The organism is Pseudomonas sp. S34, assembly GCF_009866745.1.
Lineage (GTDB): Bacteria > Pseudomonadota > Gammaproteobacteria > Pseudomonadales > Pseudomonadaceae > Aquipseudomonas > Aquipseudomonas jessenii.
Window position 1 is genome coordinate 3,188,377 of sequence record NZ_CP019398.1, and the last position, 19,653, is coordinate 3,208,029.

At 51.7% G+C, this 19,653-nt stretch carries 13 protein-coding genes and 2 pseudogenes; 4 read left to right on the plus strand and 11 right to left on the minus strand.

The window, feature by feature from the left end:
* Positions 1-30: 30 nt before the first annotated feature.
* From PspS34_RS14175 to PspS34_RS14185, 3 genes are all read right to left on the minus strand, one after another.
* Positions 31-2,172 (minus strand): methyl-accepting chemotaxis protein, encoded by a 2,142-nt coding sequence (locus PspS34_RS14175; RefSeq protein WP_159389977.1) that lies wholly within the window; start codon positions 2,170-2,172, stop codon positions 31-33.
* A gap of 251 nt (positions 2,173-2,423) precedes the next feature.
* On the minus strand, positions 2,424-3,608 hold the full coding sequence (gene pobA / locus PspS34_RS14180) for a 4-hydroxybenzoate 3-monooxygenase (RefSeq protein ID WP_159389978.1): 1,185 nt from the start codon (positions 3,606-3,608) through the stop codon (positions 2,424-2,426).
* Positions 3,609-3,750: 142 nt separating this feature from the next.
* Positions 3,751-5,049 (minus strand): hypothetical protein, encoded by a 1,299-nt coding sequence (locus PspS34_RS14185; protein ID WP_159390399.1) that lies wholly within the window; start codon positions 5,047-5,049, stop codon positions 3,751-3,753.
* Positions 5,050-5,505: 456 nt separating this feature from the next.
* Between PspS34_RS14185 and PspS34_RS14190 the strand changes: the two genes are divergently transcribed.
* Together PspS34_RS14190 and PspS34_RS14195 are read left to right on the plus strand one after the other, a co-directional pair.
* Complete coding sequence (locus tag PspS34_RS14190) at positions 5,506-6,915, plus strand: APC family permease (RefSeq protein WP_159389979.1); 1,410 nt, start codon at positions 5,506-5,508, stop codon at positions 6,913-6,915.
* 131 nt (positions 6,916-7,046) lie between these two features.
* Positions 7,047-8,516: an aldehyde dehydrogenase family protein gene (locus tag PspS34_RS14195; RefSeq protein WP_159390400.1), complete on the plus strand. Its 1,470-nt coding sequence runs from the start codon at positions 7,047-7,049 to the stop codon at positions 8,514-8,516.
* 65 nt (positions 8,517-8,581) lie between these two features.
* Here PspS34_RS14195 and PspS34_RS14200 read toward each other — a convergent pair whose 3' ends face one another.
* Positions 8,582-9,505, minus strand: a complete 924-nt coding sequence (locus PspS34_RS14200; protein ID WP_159389980.1) for a LysR family transcriptional regulator — start codon at positions 9,503-9,505, stop codon at positions 8,582-8,584.
* 762 nt (positions 9,506-10,267) lie between these two features.
* On the opposite strand from PspS34_RS14200, the gene PspS34_RS14205 reads away from it, so the two are divergent.
* Complete coding sequence (locus PspS34_RS14205; protein WP_159389981.1) at positions 10,268-11,614, plus strand: aminotransferase class III-fold pyridoxal phosphate-dependent enzyme; 1,347 nt, start codon at positions 10,268-10,270, stop codon at positions 11,612-11,614.
* A gap of 226 nt (positions 11,615-11,840) precedes the next feature.
* On the opposite strand, the gene hisN is transcribed toward PspS34_RS14205, so the two are convergent.
* The 5 genes and pseudogenes from hisN to PspS34_RS14230 form a co-directional block, all read right to left on the minus strand.
* Positions 11,841-12,632, minus strand: a complete 792-nt coding sequence (gene hisN / locus PspS34_RS14210; protein WP_159389982.1) for a histidinol-phosphatase — start codon at positions 12,630-12,632, stop codon at positions 11,841-11,843.
* A gap of 120 nt (positions 12,633-12,752) precedes the next feature.
* Positions 12,753-12,908, minus strand: a pseudogene (locus PspS34_RS28410) (histone-like nucleoid-structuring protein, MvaT/MvaU family); the annotation flags it as partial.
* Between the two features lie 250 nt (positions 12,909-13,158).
* Positions 13,159-13,662, minus strand: coding sequence for an acyl-CoA thioesterase (locus PspS34_RS14220; RefSeq protein WP_159389983.1), 504 nt, complete (start codon positions 13,660-13,662; stop codon positions 13,159-13,161).
* Positions 13,663-13,808: 146 nt separating this feature from the next.
* Positions 13,809-14,993 (minus strand): acetyl-CoA C-acyltransferase, encoded by a 1,185-nt coding sequence (locus PspS34_RS14225; RefSeq protein WP_159390401.1) that lies wholly within the window; start codon positions 14,991-14,993, stop codon positions 13,809-13,811.
* 93 nt (positions 14,994-15,086) lie between these two features.
* Positions 15,087-16,367: a 3-hydroxyacyl-CoA dehydrogenase gene (locus tag PspS34_RS14230; protein WP_159389984.1), complete on the minus strand. Its 1,281-nt coding sequence runs from the start codon at positions 16,365-16,367 to the stop codon at positions 15,087-15,089.
* An 81-nt stretch (positions 16,368-16,448) separates the two neighbouring features.
* Here PspS34_RS14230 and PspS34_RS14235 point away from each other — a divergent pair, with 81 nt between their 5' ends.
* Entirely contained in the window at positions 16,449-17,363 is a 915-nt protein-coding gene (locus tag PspS34_RS14235; protein WP_159389985.1) for a LysR family transcriptional regulator, read from the plus strand.
* Positions 17,364-17,608: 245 nt separating this feature from the next.
* On the opposite strand, the pseudogene PspS34_RS28820 reads toward PspS34_RS14235, so the two are convergent.
* A pseudogene (locus PspS34_RS28820) lies at positions 17,609-17,722 on the minus strand (MFS transporter); the annotation flags it as partial.
* Positions 17,723-18,225: 503 nt separating this feature from the next.
* Complete coding sequence (locus PspS34_RS14245; protein ID WP_159389987.1) at positions 18,226-19,557, minus strand: MFS transporter; 1,332 nt, start codon at positions 19,555-19,557, stop codon at positions 18,226-18,228.
* Positions 19,558-19,653 lie beyond the last annotated feature (96 nt).

Consider the following 19,653-nt stretch of genomic DNA (forward strand, 5'->3'; position numbering starts at 1 on the left):
GCAGGACATAACCAGGAAATACTGCTGACCCTAGGTCAAAAATTGGTTGGCAAGCGCTTGCTGCTTGATGGCCAATGAATTAATAGATCTGCTTACTTTCTGAGACTCCTGCGCCTGCGCTGAAAGCGACTCAGTGACATCCCGAATCGTCACCACGTTCTGGCTAACCTCCTCCGCTACCCTACTCTGCTCCTCAACCGCTGCAGCAATCTGGAAATTCATTTCGCTAATGATTCCCACAGACTCTTTGATTCGATCGAATGCGTCTGAAGCTTGGTTAACATGCTTTACAGCGACGCCGGCCTGAGCAGAACCTTTTTTCATTGCGCTAACAGTCTCAAGGGTATTTCTCTGCAACTGCTGAATAACGTCACGAATTTCTTCAATGGAATCACTGGTGTTGCTGGCAAGATTGCGAACTTCGTCAGCCACTACTGCGAAACCACGCCCTGCCTCTCCCGCCCTAGCAGCCTCGATTGCAGCATTGAGCGCGAGAAGGTTGGTTTGCTCAGCAACTGCCTGAATCACCCCGAGGACGTTACCGATGCGCTCGCTACTGCCGGTTAAACCCTCAATCTTCGACATTGCAATCGAGAGATCCTCAGCCAAACCTTCAATCGTTTCAGAAGTCAACCTAATAACCCGCAGGCCATCCTGAGTTGCAATACTAGCCACTCCCGTAGCGTCAGCCGCTCTAGCAGCGCCACATGCCACTTCCTGAGCTGATGAGCTCATTTCATTTGAGGCTGTCGCCGCCTGGTCGATTTCTCGGTATTGTTGCTGCATTTCCGTGCTGATTTTACTGGAGATGATTGCAGATCGATCAGCATTAGTGTGCGCGTCTAAAACCAGCCGCTTAAGCTCAGACATCATTGGCTGTAACTTATCGAGAAAAGCGTTAAACCACATCACCAACATTCCCAGCTCATCGTTGCGGGAATACTGCAATCGTTTTGTAAGATCACCTCCACTACCCGCAACCTCTCTTAACATTTCAGAAATGCGGTGAATCGGAACTGTTATTTTTCGGGCAATTACAAGAATTATAATCAACCCAAAGAATAAAGCTACCAAGCCATATACTGCCGACCATGCAGTATCAACAAAATTACGCTCATCCAATTTTATTTTAAGAGCGTTGGCTGGCTGCATCACCACATTACTAGGAATATCTAGTACAACCCCCCAATAAGATGATCCTGGAATTGGTTGCACGGGAACAGCCACCCTTTGAGTGTTGTTTATAACCCCGAGAAACGTCAATCCACTTTTAACTGAACTCTCCAGGTTAAGCGCATCACCAACACCCGCTTGAACTAATTGCAAACCTAATTTTTTTGCATCTCCGCTATGGCCAGCTAGGAGACCGGTAGGGCTGAAAATACTTACCTGTCCTTCACCACCAAAAAGTTTTTTGCTACTTTCCTGTACTAGCTGTTGCACTGACTCCAAACTGACATCCATTCCCACCACTCCCAGTACCTTTCCATCCTCTATGAGGGGAAAGGATAGGGTCGTAATTAGCGTCTTCCGGCCAGATGACTCGTCAAAATAAGGAGATAGTAAACAAGGTTTACCAGTTAACTTCGGACAGGTGTACCATTTATTAAAAGGGGTACCATCAAGCATAATCGTTGTGTCAGCTATCAGAGCCTCAGGCGTTGGTTGCAATACAAGACGCCCATCCTGCTGCGCAGCGTAGATAGAAAAGCGACCAGTCTCATTACTCCCCAACTCTTTACGACCGATAAAATCATTATCATGTCCATCGAGCGAATTAGGCTCAAACACGACATAAAGGCTCAGCAACTCAGAATGTCGAACAAGTCTATCTGCCACCAGCTTTGTAAGCTCTCGCCTGGCAGTAAGTGCCTCTAAATCACCGCCAAGTATCATCCTACGAAATTGAACTGCATTGTCTGCCAGATCAAGTCCACCGTGATAACCAGCTTGAAAATGTTTTTGCACTGAGCTGCGTTGCAGCGCGCTTTCAGCCAGTAGCATTTTATTAGCAGAATCTTTGAGAAGCGTCTGAGCCTCAGCACTTACCAAGTTTGTATTTTTATTCGTTCTGTATATAGATATCACGACTAATAAAAGCACTATCAAGCCGAGACATGCCCCCACCATTACAAGCATGCGGAATTTAATTGTATCCCTGAGCAAGATCATCGCACATCCTCGAAATTAGTACGGAGACCACATCAAGAGATGCAAAGTCGATCCGTGCTGACCGCATCCATTATTTTTCACTTGGTAAAAACGAAAAGGCTCATGGCCAGGAGAAACGGGAGTTTGTCCCGACGAATCATGAAGTCCCCAACGCTTCAAGTTTGCCAAAGTATTATTCATTCACGCAGATCTACGACCGACCCACAATAATGGGCCCTGAGTGACTTGAAAAACCTTAAAGCTTGACTTACCTACTCAATAGCCTCGTACGGAAGCCCCACGTAATTTTCTGCAATCGTCTGACGTCCTGCCTCAGAGCGGACAAAGTAGTCGAGCTCTGCCTGCCGTATGCGCTGTCCAAAATCATCAGTACCAGGAAAGCGATGCAATATTGAGGTCATCCACCAGGAGAAGCGCACGGCCTTCCAGATTCGACGCAGGCAAATTTCAGAATAGCGTTCAAGTAGATCCGTACGTCCCTCCTGGTAAACCTTAACGAGAATGCGGCTAAGTGTGCTGACATCGCTGGCCGCGAGGTTGAGGCCTTTCGCACCAGTTGGAGGCACAATATGTGCCGCATCACCCAGTAGAAACAGGCTCCCGTACTGCATTGGCTCGACAACGAAACTGCGAAGTGGGGCAATACTTTTTTCAATGGACGGCCCCGTTATAAGTTTGTCGGCTGTTTCTTTGGGGAGCCTTTTTTTCAGTTCCTTCCAGAAACGATCGTCAGACCAATCTTCGACTTTTTCCTCGGTAGATACCTGAATGTAATACCGGGTACGCGTAGGTGACCGCATGCTGCATAAAGCGAAACCGCGCTCATGATTGGCATAAATGAGTTCTTCACTCACAGGAGGTGTATCCGCCAACACCCCCAACCAACCGAATGGGTAGACACGCTCGAACTCCTGGAGAACCCCGTCCGGAATTGTCTTGCGCGACACACCATGGAACCCATCACAACCTGCGATGTAGTCACAGTCCAAGCGAACTGCCACTCCATCATGATCAAAGGTAATGTAAGGAGCGGGGGATTTCATATCGTGCGGCTGTACATTCGCAGCGCTATAATAGCTAATGCCTCCGCAGGAGCTTCTGGCCTCCATTAGATCACGAGTGACTTCGGTCTGACCGTAAACCATTACCGTTTTACCGTCGGTCAAACCTTTCAAGTCGATATGTTCACAACGCCCATCGAACGCCAAGTCGAATCCGTCATGAACTAGGCCTTCGCGATCCATTCGCTCAGCAACACCCGCCTGTCGCAGCAAATCTACAGTCCCTTGCTCAAGCACGCCGGCACGGATTCGCCCCAATACATAATCAGGACTCTGTCGCTCAATGATTATGTTGTCAATGCCAGCTTTTAGAAGCAGTTGACCAAGCAGCAGGCCAGAAGGGCCAGCGCCGATAATTGCAACTTTAGTTCTCATTGTTCTTATCCTAAACAAGGTAATGAACAGCAAATTCGCAATTCATCTTTATTTCTTACCTGGATTAATGCTTTATGTCGCCCGCACCTGAAGCACATCATCCGATCAAGTAACTGGACTTTCGCCCATAAAAAATCCTTTTTTAGAAGGAGGTTCCCACGATGAGCTGGAGGTAGGTATTTGTATCATCGCCGTACAACTGAAGTCCGCCCTGATCGGCACTTTTTTCCGGCTTATAGAATCCGACTACTGGACTGATGAAAACATGCTCATTAACCGCCAACTCGGCATATAGATCGAACTCTCGTCCACCGAGGTTCCCAAGGCTTCGATCAATCGGATCAAAGTCGAAGTACAATGCACCCAGTGTTAGATTTTCACGCGGAGAGACCTTTAATCCAACATGATGGACGCGGGTGTTGCTATTAAAAGGGCCTGCATAGTTGGATGCCACTTCACCTTGAAACCATGTTCCATAGCCACGACTCAGGCCGTAGAATAGTGGGTCAAACGACTCAGAGAAGCGGCTATAGCGATAGGTAGCAGTTGGAGACCATTGTACATCGGCAAACGTCCAGCTCCCCTCAAGATACCAGGCATTCTCTCGACCACTGTCTCGATCTTGAGTAGCATACTCGAATGCAAGGTTAAGATTCTTGACTCCTAAAGAGCCTGTTCCCCGGAGGCTGACAGTTTTCATGCCGTCTCGCTCTAATTGAAAAGGAGTGGCAAAACGCTCATCAACATCAAGTCCTTTAATGTAGGTCAGTCCCAATGTTCCTTCGTCTGCCACGTGCTCTAAAGTGGCCACAGCTAATTTAGTGTCCGCTTGTGCTCGATTATCCGAGCCTAGCCACATGAGATCCCCTCGCCACCCTTTTTCCCCACCGACGCGAAGCACCGCTGTTTTATCAAATGCTTTGCGGGCAGCTAAATAATAAGCTCCACCCCGGTCATAGTTTTCACCTAGGTCGACATCACCGAAGTTTAGTGCATCACCTTTGATAAGAAATCCGTCTCCAACTACAACCTCTTGGCGTCCGGCGGAAAATTCGATTCCATTTTCTCCTAAAGTCGGAAAAAGGCTTCCCGAGCGCCAACCTAGGTAAGCATCTTCGACCGCTGTGCGTCGCTCGGTGCCCTCCGTGAAGCCCGCAGCATCCCCATCACCCCACGTGCCTGAACTCAAGAGACTAAAGGCACCATATACACTTGATTGACTTTCAAGTTCGCTGCTTCCATTCAGCCCATACTTGATAAACCCCTCTCTCCAATTTGAAGAGCCTGAATCCCGCGTTCCAGTTGTCGAATAACTTTCGTCGCTGTGCATCGCGGCAAATACTGCGTCGACTTTGGAGTTAAGTACATTACCGCCCTGACTGTATAGCTCATAAGCACGGGACTCTAGGGGCAAGGCTAAAGCACCTACCGCCAATGCCATCGAAGTATATCCAAATTTTTTACTTTCAGACTTAAACGGCATAATGCGCCCTTATATTTATTATAGTATCAAAATTAATTTGGCAGAATTTTCGTTACAACTGAAACCTAAAGCTCTATAGCAAGCTCCGATGATTTCCTGTGCGGACGAATCACACTCAGCCAGCCCAAAAAATGTGGCGTCAGGCGGACTGATTTTTTGAGCCTTTAGGTGTATTTGGCAATGGCGTTTTGCTGATTGAATGATCGCGACTTCAGATCAAAGCTTGTGGACGCAAATTGGCAAACGGGCAACCAAGGGCTATGCATACCTACCCATGATTACGGACAAGCGTCAGTTCAATCACCGACTAAGATCGAACGATCAGCGTTTGCGGATTGCCAGTCTGAGTCACTGAGCGAAAAATCAGGATACCAATAACAATTCAAATCCCGTCTTGCCGTAGGGGAGGCCTGTATGCAAATTGAGCCGACACAACCAGGGCTTAAGCCCAAATCCTTAGGTGTCTCCGACATCGTCTTTTTCGTAATTGCAGCTGCGGCACCGCTCGGCGCCACCCTTGGTGCCGGCCCTGTAGTTTTCGCTATGGGAGGTGCAGGTGCCCCAGGCATCTATCTGATCGCCTCGCTCGTCCTGCTGCTTTTTGCAATTGGATTTGCAGCGATGAGTCGTCATGTGATCAGTGCTGGCGGCTTCGCAGAGCTGGTGACCCACGGATTAGGGCGAGCAGCAGGCAACGCAGCTGGTGGAATCGCGCTGCTTGCCTATATCGCGATGTTGACTGGCATCTATGGTCAATTCGCTGCGTTCGGCGCAGACCTCGCTTTGTCTGTCGCAGGATTACATGTGGATTGGCGCATCATCGCTCTTCTCATCATCGGACTGGTCGGCATTTTCGGATACATGGACGTTAAAGTGTCAGCCAAGGTGTTAGGCGTGCTCATGATTTTCGAGATCCTAATCTTGATTATCTTTGACGTCGCAGTTATCGCCCAAACCGATGCTAAGAATTTTTCTTGGAATGGCTTCATGCCCTCCCAGATATTCACATCTGGCCTTGGTGTGGCGTTGATGTTCGCGTTTTGTTGCTTTGTAGGATTCGAGTCCACGACCATATATGGAGAAGAGGCGAAGAACCCTAGCCGCACCGTGCCCCTTGCTACATATGTTGCCATTGCCATTATCGGGATCTTTTACACGCTCACCACATGGTGCCTCGGCCTGGCCTACGCGAATAGCGATGTTCAAAGCCTCGCCGCCAATGACATGATCAATTTCGTATTCAATGCCAACACACAATACGTCGGCCCCCTTTCTACCGAAATCATGAAAATCCTGGTAGTGACGAGCGTCTTCGCCGTGTTGCTCTCCTTCCACAATGCCCTGAGCCGCTACCTTTTCGCACTGGCTCGCAGCCACTTCGTACCTCAGCAGCTCAGCCGAGTACATCCAAAACACGCTAGCCCTCACGTTGCAAGCATTGCGCTATCGATCACAACCGTCGTCGCCGTTGGTGTCTTCATGGTCACCAATGCCGACCCGATAATGCACCTCTACATGTGGATGGTTGGACTTGGCACCCTTGCTGTACTCGCCTTGCAGACGTTGGGGGCAGCCGCTGTCGTGGGATTCACTCTCAAAACTCAGAAATGCAGTAAATGGCAAGGCGTGATCGCTCCCACCCTTGGTGGATGTGGATTGGCAACCGCCGTTGTTCTCGCGGTGGCAAATTTTGGCGAACTCACCGGGGCTAAGGAAGGTATCGCAACGCTGCTTCCATGGTTGGTGGTAATAGCGGCCTTGCTGGGAGTTATTAATGGACTCCGAACCAGGGGGAGATTTCCTGTGACACCGGCGATTTCCTGAGGCGACCACCTCCCCACTAGCAAAATTGAATATATATCGATGGGTGGTTCTTAAATTGTGGGGCCACCCCAGAAAGGCCAGCGACCCAGAATCCAATGCTACGGTCGTCATAAATTTCGGAGAATAAAGTGATCAAAAATCATCCTTACAGCGACCTGAATCTGCAGTTGATCGGGGGAGTTTGGCGCGAAGGTCGGACGGGGCGTTCCATGACTGTTAGCGACCCGTTCACCCAGCAAACGCTGCTTGAGATTGCCTTGGCTAACAAGGACGACCTGAATGAAGCCTACGCTAAAGCCAAAGCAGCACAACCCGGTTGGGCGGCAATGGGCCCGTCTGCGCGAGCGGGAGTGCTCCTACGAGCTGCTCAGATTTTTGATGAGCGCCATGACGAGTTGGTTGAATGGATCATTTCTGAATCAGGTAGCACGCGAATAAAAGCTGAGATCGAATGGGCGTCAGCTAAAGCTATCACTTTGGAGGCTGCATCATTCCCAAGCCGGGTTCATGGCCGCATCGTGGAATCAGATGTGCCCAATAAAGAAAGCCGCGTTTATCGGCGCCCACTCGGCGTTGTGGGTGTAATCAGCCCTTGGAACTTCCCATTCCATCTTACCCAGCGATCTCTGGCACCAGCGTTGGCTCTCGGCAACGCTGTAGTTGTGAAACCTGCCAGTGACACTCCAGTCACCGGAGGCCTACTGCTTGCGCGTATCTTTGAAGAAGCAGGATTGCCTGAAGGAGTTCTCAGCGTGATAGTGGGAGCGGGATCAGAGATTGGCGATGACTTCGTTCTCCATCCTGCACCAAGCTTTATTTCCTTCACTGGATCAACCCCGATTGGCCAAAACATCGCCCGCCAGGCTGGCAGTGGCGATTATTTGAAACATGTGGCGTTGGAACTAGGCGGTAACAACCCTTTTGTAGTGCTAGCTGATGCGGATCTCAAGCAAGCAGTTCATGCGGCTGTTGTAGGCAAATTTCTGCATCAAGGCCAAATCTGTATGGCTATTAATAGAATCATTGTGGAGGAGCCGATTTACGACTCATTTGTTTCCCTGTTCATTCAGCGCGTCAGTAACCTGGTAATCGGTGATCCTAAAAACCCGGCGACCTCGGTTGGGCCGGTAATCAACCGCAAACAGTTTGCCGGATTAGCTCACAAGGTCGAACAGGCCAAAGCGGAAGGCGCAACATTGGCTTACGCTGGCGAATCTGCAGGACTCGTATTTGCGCCGCACGTTTTCACTGAAGTGACATCCGACATGGAATTAGCCTACGAAGAGATTTTCGGGCCTATCGCCGGGATAATGCGTGCACGGGATGCCGATCACGCATTGGAACTGGCTAACGCTACCCGTTTTGGACTTTCCGCTGCAGTCTTTTCGGGTGATATCGAACGCGGGGTGCAATTTGCTCGACGCATCCATTCTGGTATGGCCCATGTGAACGACATGCCGGTTGCAGATGCCCCTAACGTCCCCTTTGGCGGGGAGAAGAACTCAGGCCTGGGCAGATTCAATGGCGACTGGGCAATTGATGAGTTCACAACCACTCAATGGGTGTCTGTTCAGCGGCAACCCCGCCACTATCCCTTTTGAGTAAGCCCTCCAGTTGGTTATTGACTGGAGGGGTAGCCACATACACTCCTGGGGTTCGCAAGCGGTTAAGCCACTTCGTAGCGACGAGCCTCAGGAATGCAGGAAAGAGAGCTTTCAAGAGTTTCTGCCACGCAGCGTCGAAGCGATCTAACTGATGGCGACCTGTTACCTGCAAGTGTGGCCAAAGCCAATGAGCTACGTGGAGCGTCAGCTAGTGGTACGTAGCGCACGCCTGGGTGACTAAATAGGCGAGTGGCTGTCAGTGGGAACGTATCAAACGCGCCACCATAGGCCACAGCAGCCAAGCTTTCTGGAATCGATTGGACATAAGCTCCAATCCGGCAGGCCTCATGCCGCTCAGACCCCAAACTCCAGTAAGCAGCCCATTCGGTGGGCGCTCCCTCACCCGCTACTGCGAATGGTTGCTCGATCAAGTCTGAAATAGTAAGGATCGAGGCATGTGCCATTTCATGATTGGCCGGTACGGCAGCGACTCGCGGCTCATCAAACATCACATCGAGCTCAAGACGCGGATCGCAAATCGGTAGCCTAACGAGGGCAGCATCTACTTTGCCAGAGATGAGCGCTTGCACCTGATTTGTCATAGACAGCTCAGTAAACACCAACCGGATACCAGGATTGCTCTGCTGAAAGAGTGTGAAAATAAGGTGGGTGAGTTCACCCGCAGCATCTCCAAAAAAGCCTAATTTCAGGACACCACGACTGTTTTCAGCTAGGGCTCGGCATTCCAGGATCGTATTGTTCATGCCCCCTAAGAGCGTGCGAGCCTGATCTATGAACGCCTGACCTGCCTCAGTCAATGAAACACGATGACTGGTACGTTCAAATAATCTGAAGCCTAGCTCGCTCTCAAGCTTAGCAATTTGAGCGCTCAAGCCAGATTGGGCAATGTTCTCGATCTCGGCTGCTTTACCAAAATGGAGGGTCTCGGCAAGCCTGGTTGCCAAGTGAAGCTGTCTAGTGTCCATTGAGGGGTACCTGCTACTCACGGAACGTTTGGAAGAGCTATTACGTAGCAAAATTCATGCAAATTACCGCATTCGCGGAGAGGCAGCGATGCCCTACCCGACCTGCGGATTCCGGGTCGCCTTACTAAATGAATAATGCGCCCAAACGGGGCAATTCGTTCATATTTCTCACACACAGGCATCTCGATGAGGCCTGAATCACTCTTCAACGCTCATCACAGCGCTCACAGCGCCGCCTAGCTCATGATCAAGGAACTGCGACTGCTGGGCGAACCAACAAAAAATGCCCTTAATAGTGTGCATATGGGCAGCTAAGAAGCACACAGTAACAAACCGTACTGAGCGGTAACACTTCAGCGAATTGTGCAATGCCTCGTCCCCACCTATTTCCCCTCTGGAACGCCATATTTTTTCAATTCACGGCCATATTCCATTTGAGTCTGAATAATGGAGCTAATGGACGGTTACCTGCAGCGGTGCAAGATGCCCGATTTCGTAAGCTTTTTTGCAAACAAGCAGCGATCACAAAACCTGATCAAGCAATCTATAAATCACCATTGCTCACGTACTAACTGTGAAAATACTATGACCTTAGCTTTCGTCAAGTGCACAGGAGCCGAAGCTGTATTAGTGAGGAGAGCGCAAAACCTCATGACGTTCAATTCTGGTGTCGAAATCCAAAATAGTAATGTGCATAAACTATTGGCAAAGTCTGAGAATCATTCAAAAACAACCATAATTTAAGTAAATTTGGAAATAGCCATGAAGCTTAATTACCAGCAATCGCTAAAAAATTTCTCTGAAGCCTTTTCTCTTTCCAAGGAAGAAACCTCGAAAGGAAAGGAATACATTCCAGGAGGTTTTAGCAGGCGCACATTTGGCTATGGCCCACATGCGATTTTCGTCGATAAAGGCGAAGCTCAATACCTGCATACCATCGAAGGTAAAAAACTTCTCGACCTCAATAATAATTTCGCTACAAATGTGCTAGGTCATAATCACCCAGCAATTATAAAAGCAATTCAGGAAACGCTACCCAATGGTTTCTCATTCGGGAATCCTACCAACCACGAACTTGATCTGGCCAAGCTGATTTGTGAGCGCATCGACTCTGTTGAACAGGTAAAGTTTTTTTGCTCTGCTAGCGAGGCATGTTTGAGTGCCGTACGTATCGCCAGAGGCTATACAGCCCGTAAAAAGATTGCAAAATTTGAGGGCGGGTACCACGGGTTTTCCGATGACTTGGCGATTTCCGCCCACCCTAACCCAAACAATTTCCCTGGCCCGGATTCTAATCCAAAAGCACTTCCAGATTCCGACGGAATTCCTGCCTATAAAAGCGATAACGTCATTGTTCTGACCCAAAATGATTTTGAGTCCTGCGAAAAAATCCTCCGTGGCAACGCGGACGAAATTGCATGTTTGATCATGGAATTGCAGACTTGTGCGGGCGGAATCGTAGAGCTGGATAAAACTTTCGTACAAAAGCTTCGAGCTCTTACTAAAGAGTTGGGCATCCTGCTAATCGCTGATGAGACCATTACACTCCGTGCGAACTTCAAAGGTTTGCAAAGTGAGTATCAAATCAAGCCGGATTTGACAGTCCTTGGCAAAATGATCGGTGGCGGCCTACCAATCGGCGCAGTGGGCGGCAGCAAAGAGGTTTTCCGGGTCATAGAAGAAAATCAAGTCATGATCTCGGGCACCCACCATGGCCACCCATTGGCTTGCGCAGCGGGCATTGCCTGCCTTAAAGCAATGGATGAGAAAGCTTATGCACGACTCAACGAAATGGCGGCGAAGATCAAATCCGAGCTGAATACTTGGGCCAAAGAATCTAAATATCCATTTACCGTTTTTGGATCCTTCTCGGTATTTGCCTATGCGTTTACCAAAGAGCTCGGCCAAACCATTAACACTCACCGTGATTACTGGCATAAGATTGACGAAAACAGTATGAGTATCTACGCGTTAGAAATGGCTACTCGTGGCTACTATCCAGTTCACCGTGGTCAAGTAGGACTTACGCTCCCTATGACTGACGACGATGTCGATGGCTACATCGAAACCACTAAGGACATCATCCGCCTTATTTACGCCAAAGACTGAATTTGCGTGCTTAAAGATATATTCTCATTCCCTGATACGTTTGCTCGTTACTGAGTGCTCGATGCCTATGACTATCGTTGATAGTCATAGGCATTATGGAAGGGAACAATCGCCGAAACTTCAGGGGTATTCGAGGCAACCTTCTGTCGCTCTTGGTAACTCGACCAGGCTGTTTTTTCTCTAACCTCGCTACCCAACAATCCTGAGTCAGTACACTGAGCTCAAATTATGCAGCGTGCTTGAGCAGCTTCACTAACTGGGCATGCAATGCAGGATCACCACAGGCAACGACAGTCCCACCATTCTGAGCTGTGCTCCCATCCCATGCGGTAATCACCCCACCGGCACCTTCGATGATCGGTATCAGGGCCTGAACGTCGTAGGGCTGAAGACTGGCCTCGATAATCACATCAACGAAACCCGAAGCCAGCATGCAGTAAGCGTAGCAATCACCGCCAAAGCGAACTAATTGCGCCTGACTCGCCACGGATTCAAAAGCGTCTCGCCGTACAGATGAGTCGAACATATCGGGTGTTGTGCACATCAGTGTTGCTGAGGACAGACCTTGGCATGAGCGCGTCTGCAGTTTTGTACCATTGCACCTGGCACCATCCGGAGTGCCAATGTAGAGTTCGCCAGTGAACGACTGATTCATCAAGCCAAGCACAGGCCGCTGACCATCGTTGAGAGCTATAAGCGTTCCCCATAGTGGCAAGCCGGTGATGAAAGCTCGAGTACCATCGATGGGATCGAGCACCCAGGTGAGCTCGCAGCTGCCTACGATTGAGCCCTCCTCCTCTCCAAGGATTCCGTGTGCAGGATACCGATCCTGAATCAGCTCACGCATCGTTCGTTCGGCAGCCTTATCCGCCAAGGTTACCGGGTCGAAAACATGACCGCCCTTATTCTCCACATCCAGCTTTGCTCGAAAGTACGGCTGAATAGCTACGGCGGCAGCCTCGGCTAGCTGCTCGGCGAAGACTTGATATTCAGCAAACTGATCTGCGCTGATGGACATCGATAACTACCCGATTTAGCGAAAAGATTTGGATCTTATCTGAGGCAAGTCATAAGTCCACCTCACCTGACACCCTCAACAAAAAAGGCCCTCGCGGGCCCTTTTTTACTCAAACCAAAATCACTTGGTCAGCCAGGACTCAACGGTCGCGGAGCCGTGCTCAGCTTTCCATTCCTTCAGCGTTTGTGATTGCCGCCTTTGGTTTCGACGACTTCGCCGGTGTTCGGGTTTCTTGCAGACCTTCACCTGGCGTGGCTTACGGCTGCCAGCTTTAGCTATTAATTAAGAAATACGTGGATAGGACCATTCCCAAATATTTACTTTATGGGCTCAAATGAATCATTAAGAAGCTATCGAGCACCACCGTGGCGCGCTGTTTAAGCCCATGTTCCGCGTAACGTTACCATCGTACTCAGGCACGCGCATTAAAGGGGAGGGTAACAAGCTGACTCAATATGCGCGAGCGGCGTAATCGGAAGTCCCACTCGCACTGAAGATGGCGGATCTTGATCACTGGGAAGCGTCATCATTGAAGATACACGTGTGATCCGAGCAGCGGTTCACGCGCCACCATTGCTTCCCGTAACGCCTGACTCGGGGCCGCCTTGGTGCCGGCCTGAGCATCGTAAAACACACAAGTTGCGACCCCTTCGCCACACAGCTCGCCGTTCCAAATGGCGTACTCTTGCACGATGCTGGTGTTCCCCATGCGCTTGAGACGAGTGGTTATCAAGGCCTGTTCACCCAATAACATCGGCTTGTGGTAAGTAAACTCGACCGCGCGCACCACCAGTCCAATCCCGCCCTGCCCTGGGAAATGGCCAGTCACTTGTGCGAAATGACGACTACGCGCCTCCTGGCACCAGTCCAGGTAAATCACGTTGTTGACATGGCCATAGGCGTCAATACAGCGCCAGTCACAGTCGCGCTGGATAGCAGATCGCCAGGCCCCCTTCACACCATAGCGCTTGATCTGACGCTCATCGAGTTCGAAGGACCCGACCACCACCTGAGTTGTCTTGTTATTCATTGCTTTCCTCGAGCTACACCTTACACGACGCACCGGTACGGCCTGCACGAGGCAGACTTTCAGTTCCGGCCACTGGGGAATATTTGGACCAGGGAAACATCTCCTGAGCAACGGCATGCGTGCTGGCAGATCAAATTCCCGCTTTGTTATAAAACCTCGAATAATCCCGCCGCCCCCATTCCGCCGCCCACGCACATCGTCACCACCACAAACTTCACTCCGCGCCGCTTTCCCTCTAACAAAGCATGCCCAACCATCCGAGCTCCGCTCATACCGTAGGGATGCCCGATCGAAATGGCACCGCCATTGACGTTCAGCTTCATCGAGTCGATTCCCAATCGCTCGGTGCAGTACAGCACTTGGCATGCGAACGCTTCGTTGAGCTCCCACAAACCGATGTCGTCCACCTTCAAACCATGCGCACGAAGCAGCTTGGGCACCGCCAATACAGGCCCGATCCCCATCTCTTCCGGCGCCAGACCTGCAACGGCAATCCCACGATAAAGTCCCAACGGGGTGCAACCTGACCTGGCAGCCAGCGCCCCCTCCAGCAGTACGCAAGCGCTGGCACCGTCGGACAACTGACTGGCGTTACCTGCGGTAATACAGCCACCCTCTATCACCGGCTTAAGTCCTTGCAGGTCGGCGAGCACGGTACCAGGCCGGTTGCCTTCATCCTCAGTGAGCCTGACATCTTGAAAGCTGACCGCACCGCTCGCCTTGTCGACGACACGTTTACGCACCGCGACCGGAACGATCTCGTCAGCAAACAATCCGGCCGCCTGAGCAGCTGCGGTCCTCTTTTGTGACTGCAACGCGTACGCGTCCTGCGCTTCTCGGCTGATGCCATAGCGACGCGCCACCAGCTCGGCCGTCTGCAGCATTGGCATGTAGGCATGCTCGCAGAGGCGCAGTACTTCAGGATCGTACGACTCGATCGCCCATTGGTTGTGTGTAGCTTGTACCAGGCTGATTTGCTCCTGTCCGGCGCCGATGGTGACCATCATTCCGTCGACCATAATCTGCTTGGCAGCGATGGCGATGGCCATTAATCCTGATGCGCACTGACGATCGACAGTCTGCCCGCTCACCGATAACGGCAGGCCGGCAGCCAAGGCTGCAAGACGCGCCGGATTGTTGGCCGCGGTGCCGCTTGGCATTGCCGTACCCAGCACTAAATCTTCGATTTGCGCCGGCTCGATGCCCGCACGCTCGACCGCAGCGCGGATAGCGATGGCAGTCATGCTCGGCGTCTTGAAGTCGTTAAATGCACCACGCATCGCCTTGGCGATTGGTGTGCGGGCAGTGGATACAATGATGGCGTCTTTCATGCTTGAAATCCCTTGTTCGAACAGAAGCAATTGCATAGTAAATCTCAGGCTTGCTTGAGAAATTTTTCACAGCGCCCAGAGACATCGAATCATTCAAGCAATACAACTCGCATGTCGCGCTGGGGAGCCTGAAAGGTAATGCCCGCCCTCCTGTACTTCGGCAAAGCGCTTTTTGCTGGCCATCAATTGGTGAATAAGGCCAGCAGGGCGCCAATGCTCGCCGAATAACCCGTGCAAGCGCTCCAGCCGAGCAAGAATCTTTGTTAAACCCTGCTCGTCCGCCCAATGCATCGGTCCACCGGTTTCTACAGGAAAACCATATCCGTTCAGCCAGACCTGATCGATATCATGGCTGCTAGCAGCAATACCTTCTTCGAGGATCTTCGTTCCTTCGTTGACCAGCGCCAGAAGACAACGCTCAAGTATTTCCTCGGCGGTAATATCGCGACGGCGATAGCCCAATCCCATGGAAACCCTGAGCACAAGCGCATCGACCAGTGAATCGTGCTCGGCCCGGCGGCTACCAGGGGCATAACTGTAGTAGCCCTGCCCGGTCTTCTGACCGAAGCGACCGAGATCGCACAAGGCATTGTCGATCTGCATCAGCGGTTCTTCCATGCTATGCCCAGCCAGTTGGCGAGCGCGCCACTCCAGATCGATGCCGACCACGTCAAACATGCGGAACGGGCCCATGGCGAAGCCAAATTGTTGCAGCACCTCGTCCACCTGCTGCGGCAACGCACCTTCGAGCAGTAATTTGCGCGCTTCGGCAATGTAGGTGCGCAGCATGCGGTTACCAATAAAGCCAGGGCAGTTACCCGACACCACCGCCACCTTGCCTATACGCTGACCCAGTTCAAGTGCCGCTTGCAGCACCGTGTTATGCGTGTGCTCGCCACGAACGATTTCCAGCAGTTTCATAATGTTCGCGGGACTGAAGAAATGCAGTCCCAGCACCTGCTGTGGACGGTTTGTGACAGCGGCGATAGAGTCGATATTCAAGGCCGAAGTGTTGCTGGCCAAGATAGCTTGAGACTTTAAATGCACATCGAGCGCGCGAAAGATCTGCTGTTTTAACTCCAGACTTTCGTACACGGCTTCGATCACCAGGTCGACCTCAGCTAGCGCTGCGTAATCTTTCGCTGCCCGCACCCGTTGCAGGTTGGCGTCTGCCTCGAACTGAGTGATGCGCCCTTTGCCGACAAGCTGCGACCACGTTTGCTCGATCATCGTCAGTCCTGCGTCTAGCGTCGCAGTATTGCTATCCAGCCATAACACCGGCAATCCGGCACTGGCTAGGCTTATGACAATACCGCGGCCCATGGTGCCTGCGCCGATTACGGCAATTTGCTGGATATCGAAGGGTGAATTCACGTGCAGCGCTCCTGTAGCTGTGTGAGATGAACAGCCGACACCCTAACGAGGCCCAATGTATTTTAAAAATCATTGTTTTCCATGCTATATATTCTCCGCATGAATACACTGAACTTTGATCTCAATCTGCTCCGGGTCTTCGACATGCTCCTACGCGAGCAGAATGTCTCGCGCGCAGCCGAGCGGCTGGCGGTGACCCAGCCCACAGTCAGCAACGCCTTGGCGCGCTTGCGCGATCAGTTTGACGACCCTCTTCTTGTGCGTGTCGGACGACGCATGTGTCCGACACCACGAGCGCTAGCACTTGAAGGACCGATCCGGGCGGCGTTACAACAAATCGCGCAGGCCATGGACACGAGTGATCCTTTCGATCCGTTCCGGAGTCAACGCCAATTGCGTTTAGCTCTTACCGATTACCTGGAACAACTGTGCATGCCACGATTATTGGCATGTCTCCAGACGCAGGCGCCAAACCTGCGTATCGATGTCGAACACTTGACACCGAACCTGCCGGTTGACGCACTCGATCGTAGCCAGCTGGACTTGGTGTTGGGCCGCTTCGACGACTTGCCGGCACGCTTCACCCGCCTCCCCTGGCGTAGCGAAACATTGCGAGTAGCGACTCGCCAAGGCCATCCGCAACTCAATAACGGGCTGGATCTGAATACCTTCCTGAAACTGCGTCACCTTTGGGTACATGGCGGTCAGACTCGCGGTATGGTCGACCAGTGGCTGGCCGAGCAAAACCTGTCGCGGCGAATCGTTTACACCACCCCGAACTACCTGCAAGCAGCGCACCTTGTGTCATCCACTGATCTTTGTGTGGTGTTGCCGACGCAACTGGCCCTGCAGTTCGCCGATCTGTTGCCTCTGGACCTACATGAGCTGCCATTTGCGCTAAGGCCGTTCGAGCTCGAACTTGTTCACCTGACCCACCGCCAGCACGACCCAGCGCTGGCGTGGTTTGTAACCCGGATTATGGAGATTAAAAGCTGATCATTGTCATTTTCGACTTCAGGAGTCGCCCGGCAACTCTGGCATTGTTCGTGGCCCTCGGTGAAGCAATGCCAAAGACCATCTACCAATCCATACAAGGACTGCACAAATAAGGGGCTAAGTTAAAGCCAAATGCGATCTGTAGCTCAGCACGGCATTCAATTGCGCAATCAGCCGGTCGATTTGTTCAAGGCCATCTACGCTCGAATAGGCTGCGGTGGCTCGCTGCAGGACATAGAGCGGTAACATAGAGCTATGGCGGGCTCCAACCCCCAGCGCAGCGCCAGACGCGGTGCCAGTGGCGCAAGTAAACCCATGCACAACACCGGCAGTGCGGTGGCCAGGCTTATAAAACTTCTGCCTGGCGTCGGCCACAACCCAACAAGATTGGGACACTGATATGACCTGCATTCAAAGATTCGAGCAAGGTTGTATTGGGTTTTGATAGCGGTGTGAAATGAACAGCCGTCCCCCTAATCAAACTTAAAGTAGCGAGTCGCCAAGGCCATCCACGACTTAAACGGGCTAGATCTGGATAACTTCCTCAAGCGGTGCACATTGTGTCATCAACAGATCTTTGTGTGGTGTTGCCGACGCAACTGGCCCTGCAGTTCGCCGATCTGTTGCCTGCGGACCTCCATGAGCTGCATTTGCGCTGAAGCCGTTCGAGCTCGAACTGATTAACTGACCCATAGTTCAACACGACCGAACGCTAGCGTGGCTGGCAACCCGGACTATGGAGATCCAAAGCTGACTGCGGCCTGCTGCCTCTCGATGGGTTAAATGACAAAGAACACTAATCAATCAGCTCTCATGGACCAAAGCACGCGAGATTCGTCTTGATCCCAACACACACGAATGATCAGGTCGCTCTAATCGCCCACAACTCAAGACGCGCCACACTGTCACGATATGGTTTCAAGCCCATGCTCAACAGCACAACTGAGCTCATCACCGCAATGCTGGTAACAATCATGAGTGAGTAGCGAAGTGACATATCATCGCCAAAGACATAGTCGGTAATTATAGCTACCGCCGTTGGCCCAATTCCCAGGCCAATCAGCGTGATGACAAAGAGGTAAACAGCTGAGGCCTGACCACGCATCGAGTTGGGCATGATTTCCTGAATCGCCGCAGGTGCGACACCAAATGGCATACTCAGGAAGAACACTGCTGGCGTCAGCAGAATTGCTGCCCAATGCGCGCTCTCCATCAGAGGAAAGGCCAGCACGAAAAGTACTGCGCCAATTGCTGCATATAGACCGACACGCATGTGGGCGTCGCTTCTGCCCCTTCTCAACATCCAGTCAGCCAACTTCCCGCCAAAGACGATGCCCAGGCAACCAAATGTCGCCACTATGCCGCCGTAGACGACGCCGACCTGCCCCGCGTCCCAACCATACGTACGGATAAAGAAAGTCGGAATCCAGGCTGCGCTGCCGTAGCTGGCAAAAGCCAGGCCAGCAAAGCCGAAGTTATGGCAGAGTACTGTGCGTTTGTTAGCAAGGATGTATCGACCAACCTCAGACAACGGTACTGTAATCCCGGCTCCGACGCCCTGTCTGGCAGGCTCCTTAATCGCTAACAGGAGCAGGCTAAAAAGTAACCCTGCGGCGCCAAGTGCGAGAAAGATCAACTGCCAGGGACGGACTTCTCCGAGCAGCGGCAGTAATATGTCGCCCTGGGCAGACGCCAGCTTGATAACCAGTCCGCCAAACAGAAACGCAAAACCCGAGCCTAGATAAACCCCCATCGAATATAAACTAATGGCCGTGGCGCGGCGCTCGGTAGGAAAGCTGTCAGCAATGAGTGAATAGGCAGCGGGTGACAAGGCTGCCTCTCCCACACCGACACCGATGCGGCAGATCAAGAAGTGCCAATAAAGCCTTGCCAAGCCGCAGGCTGCCGTGGCCGCACTCCAGAACAATATCCCGAAAGCGATCAACCCGCGTCGGCTTCTGGTATCGGCCAAGCGCCCGAGGGGAATGCCGCATACGGTGTAGAACAAGGCAAAAGACAACCCCATCAGCAGGCTCATTTGGGTGTCGCTAATCATCAGATCGCGGCGAATCGGACCGACAAGGAGATTGAGGATTTGCCGATCAATGAAGGACAACACGTAGGCCGCCATCAATACAGCGACAGTACCCCAGGCACGGATGTTGGTGGGATAGATATTATTGTTATTGGGCACTGGCGGTTCCCCTGTGTGCGGCAAGCTTTATTGCAAAACTCGCATGCCTTTAGTAGAGCGCAACATTGGCTAAGCATCTGCACACCAATTTTGCAT

Excerpts from the sequence above, each read along its gene's own strand:
- PspS34_RS14175 (WP_159389977.1), bottom strand. The coding sequence starts at position 2,172 with ATGATCTTGCTCAGGGATACAATTAAATTCCGCATGCTTGTAATGGTG.
- pobA (WP_159389978.1), bottom strand. The coding sequence starts at position 3,608 with ATGAGAACTAAAGTTGCAATTATCGGCGCTGGCCCTTCTGGCCTGCTG.
- PspS34_RS14185 (WP_159390399.1), bottom strand. The coding sequence starts at position 5,049 with ATGGCATTGGCGGTAGGTGCTTTAGCCTTGCCCCTAGAGTCCCGTGCT.
- PspS34_RS14190 (WP_159389979.1), top strand. The coding sequence starts at position 5,506 with ATGCAAATTGAGCCGACACAACCAGGGCTTAAGCCCAAATCCTTAGGT.
- PspS34_RS14200 (WP_159389980.1), bottom strand. The coding sequence starts at position 9,505 with ATGGACACTAGACAGCTTCACTTGGCAACCAGGCTTGCCGAGACCCTC.
- PspS34_RS14205 (WP_159389981.1), top strand. The coding sequence starts at position 10,268 with ATGAAGCTTAATTACCAGCAATCGCTAAAAAATTTCTCTGAAGCCTTT.
- hisN (WP_159389982.1), bottom strand. The coding sequence starts at position 12,632 with ATGTCCATCAGCGCAGATCAGTTTGCTGAATATCAAGTCTTCGCCGAG.
- PspS34_RS14220 (WP_159389983.1), bottom strand. The coding sequence starts at position 13,662 with ATGAATAACAAGACAACTCAGGTGGTGGTCGGGTCCTTCGAACTCGAT.
- PspS34_RS14225 (WP_159390401.1), bottom strand. The coding sequence starts at position 14,993 with ATGAAAGACGCCATCATTGTATCCACTGCCCGCACACCAATCGCCAAG.
- PspS34_RS14235 (WP_159389985.1), top strand. The coding sequence starts at position 16,449 with ATGCTATATATTCTCCGCATGAATACACTGAACTTTGATCTCAATCTG.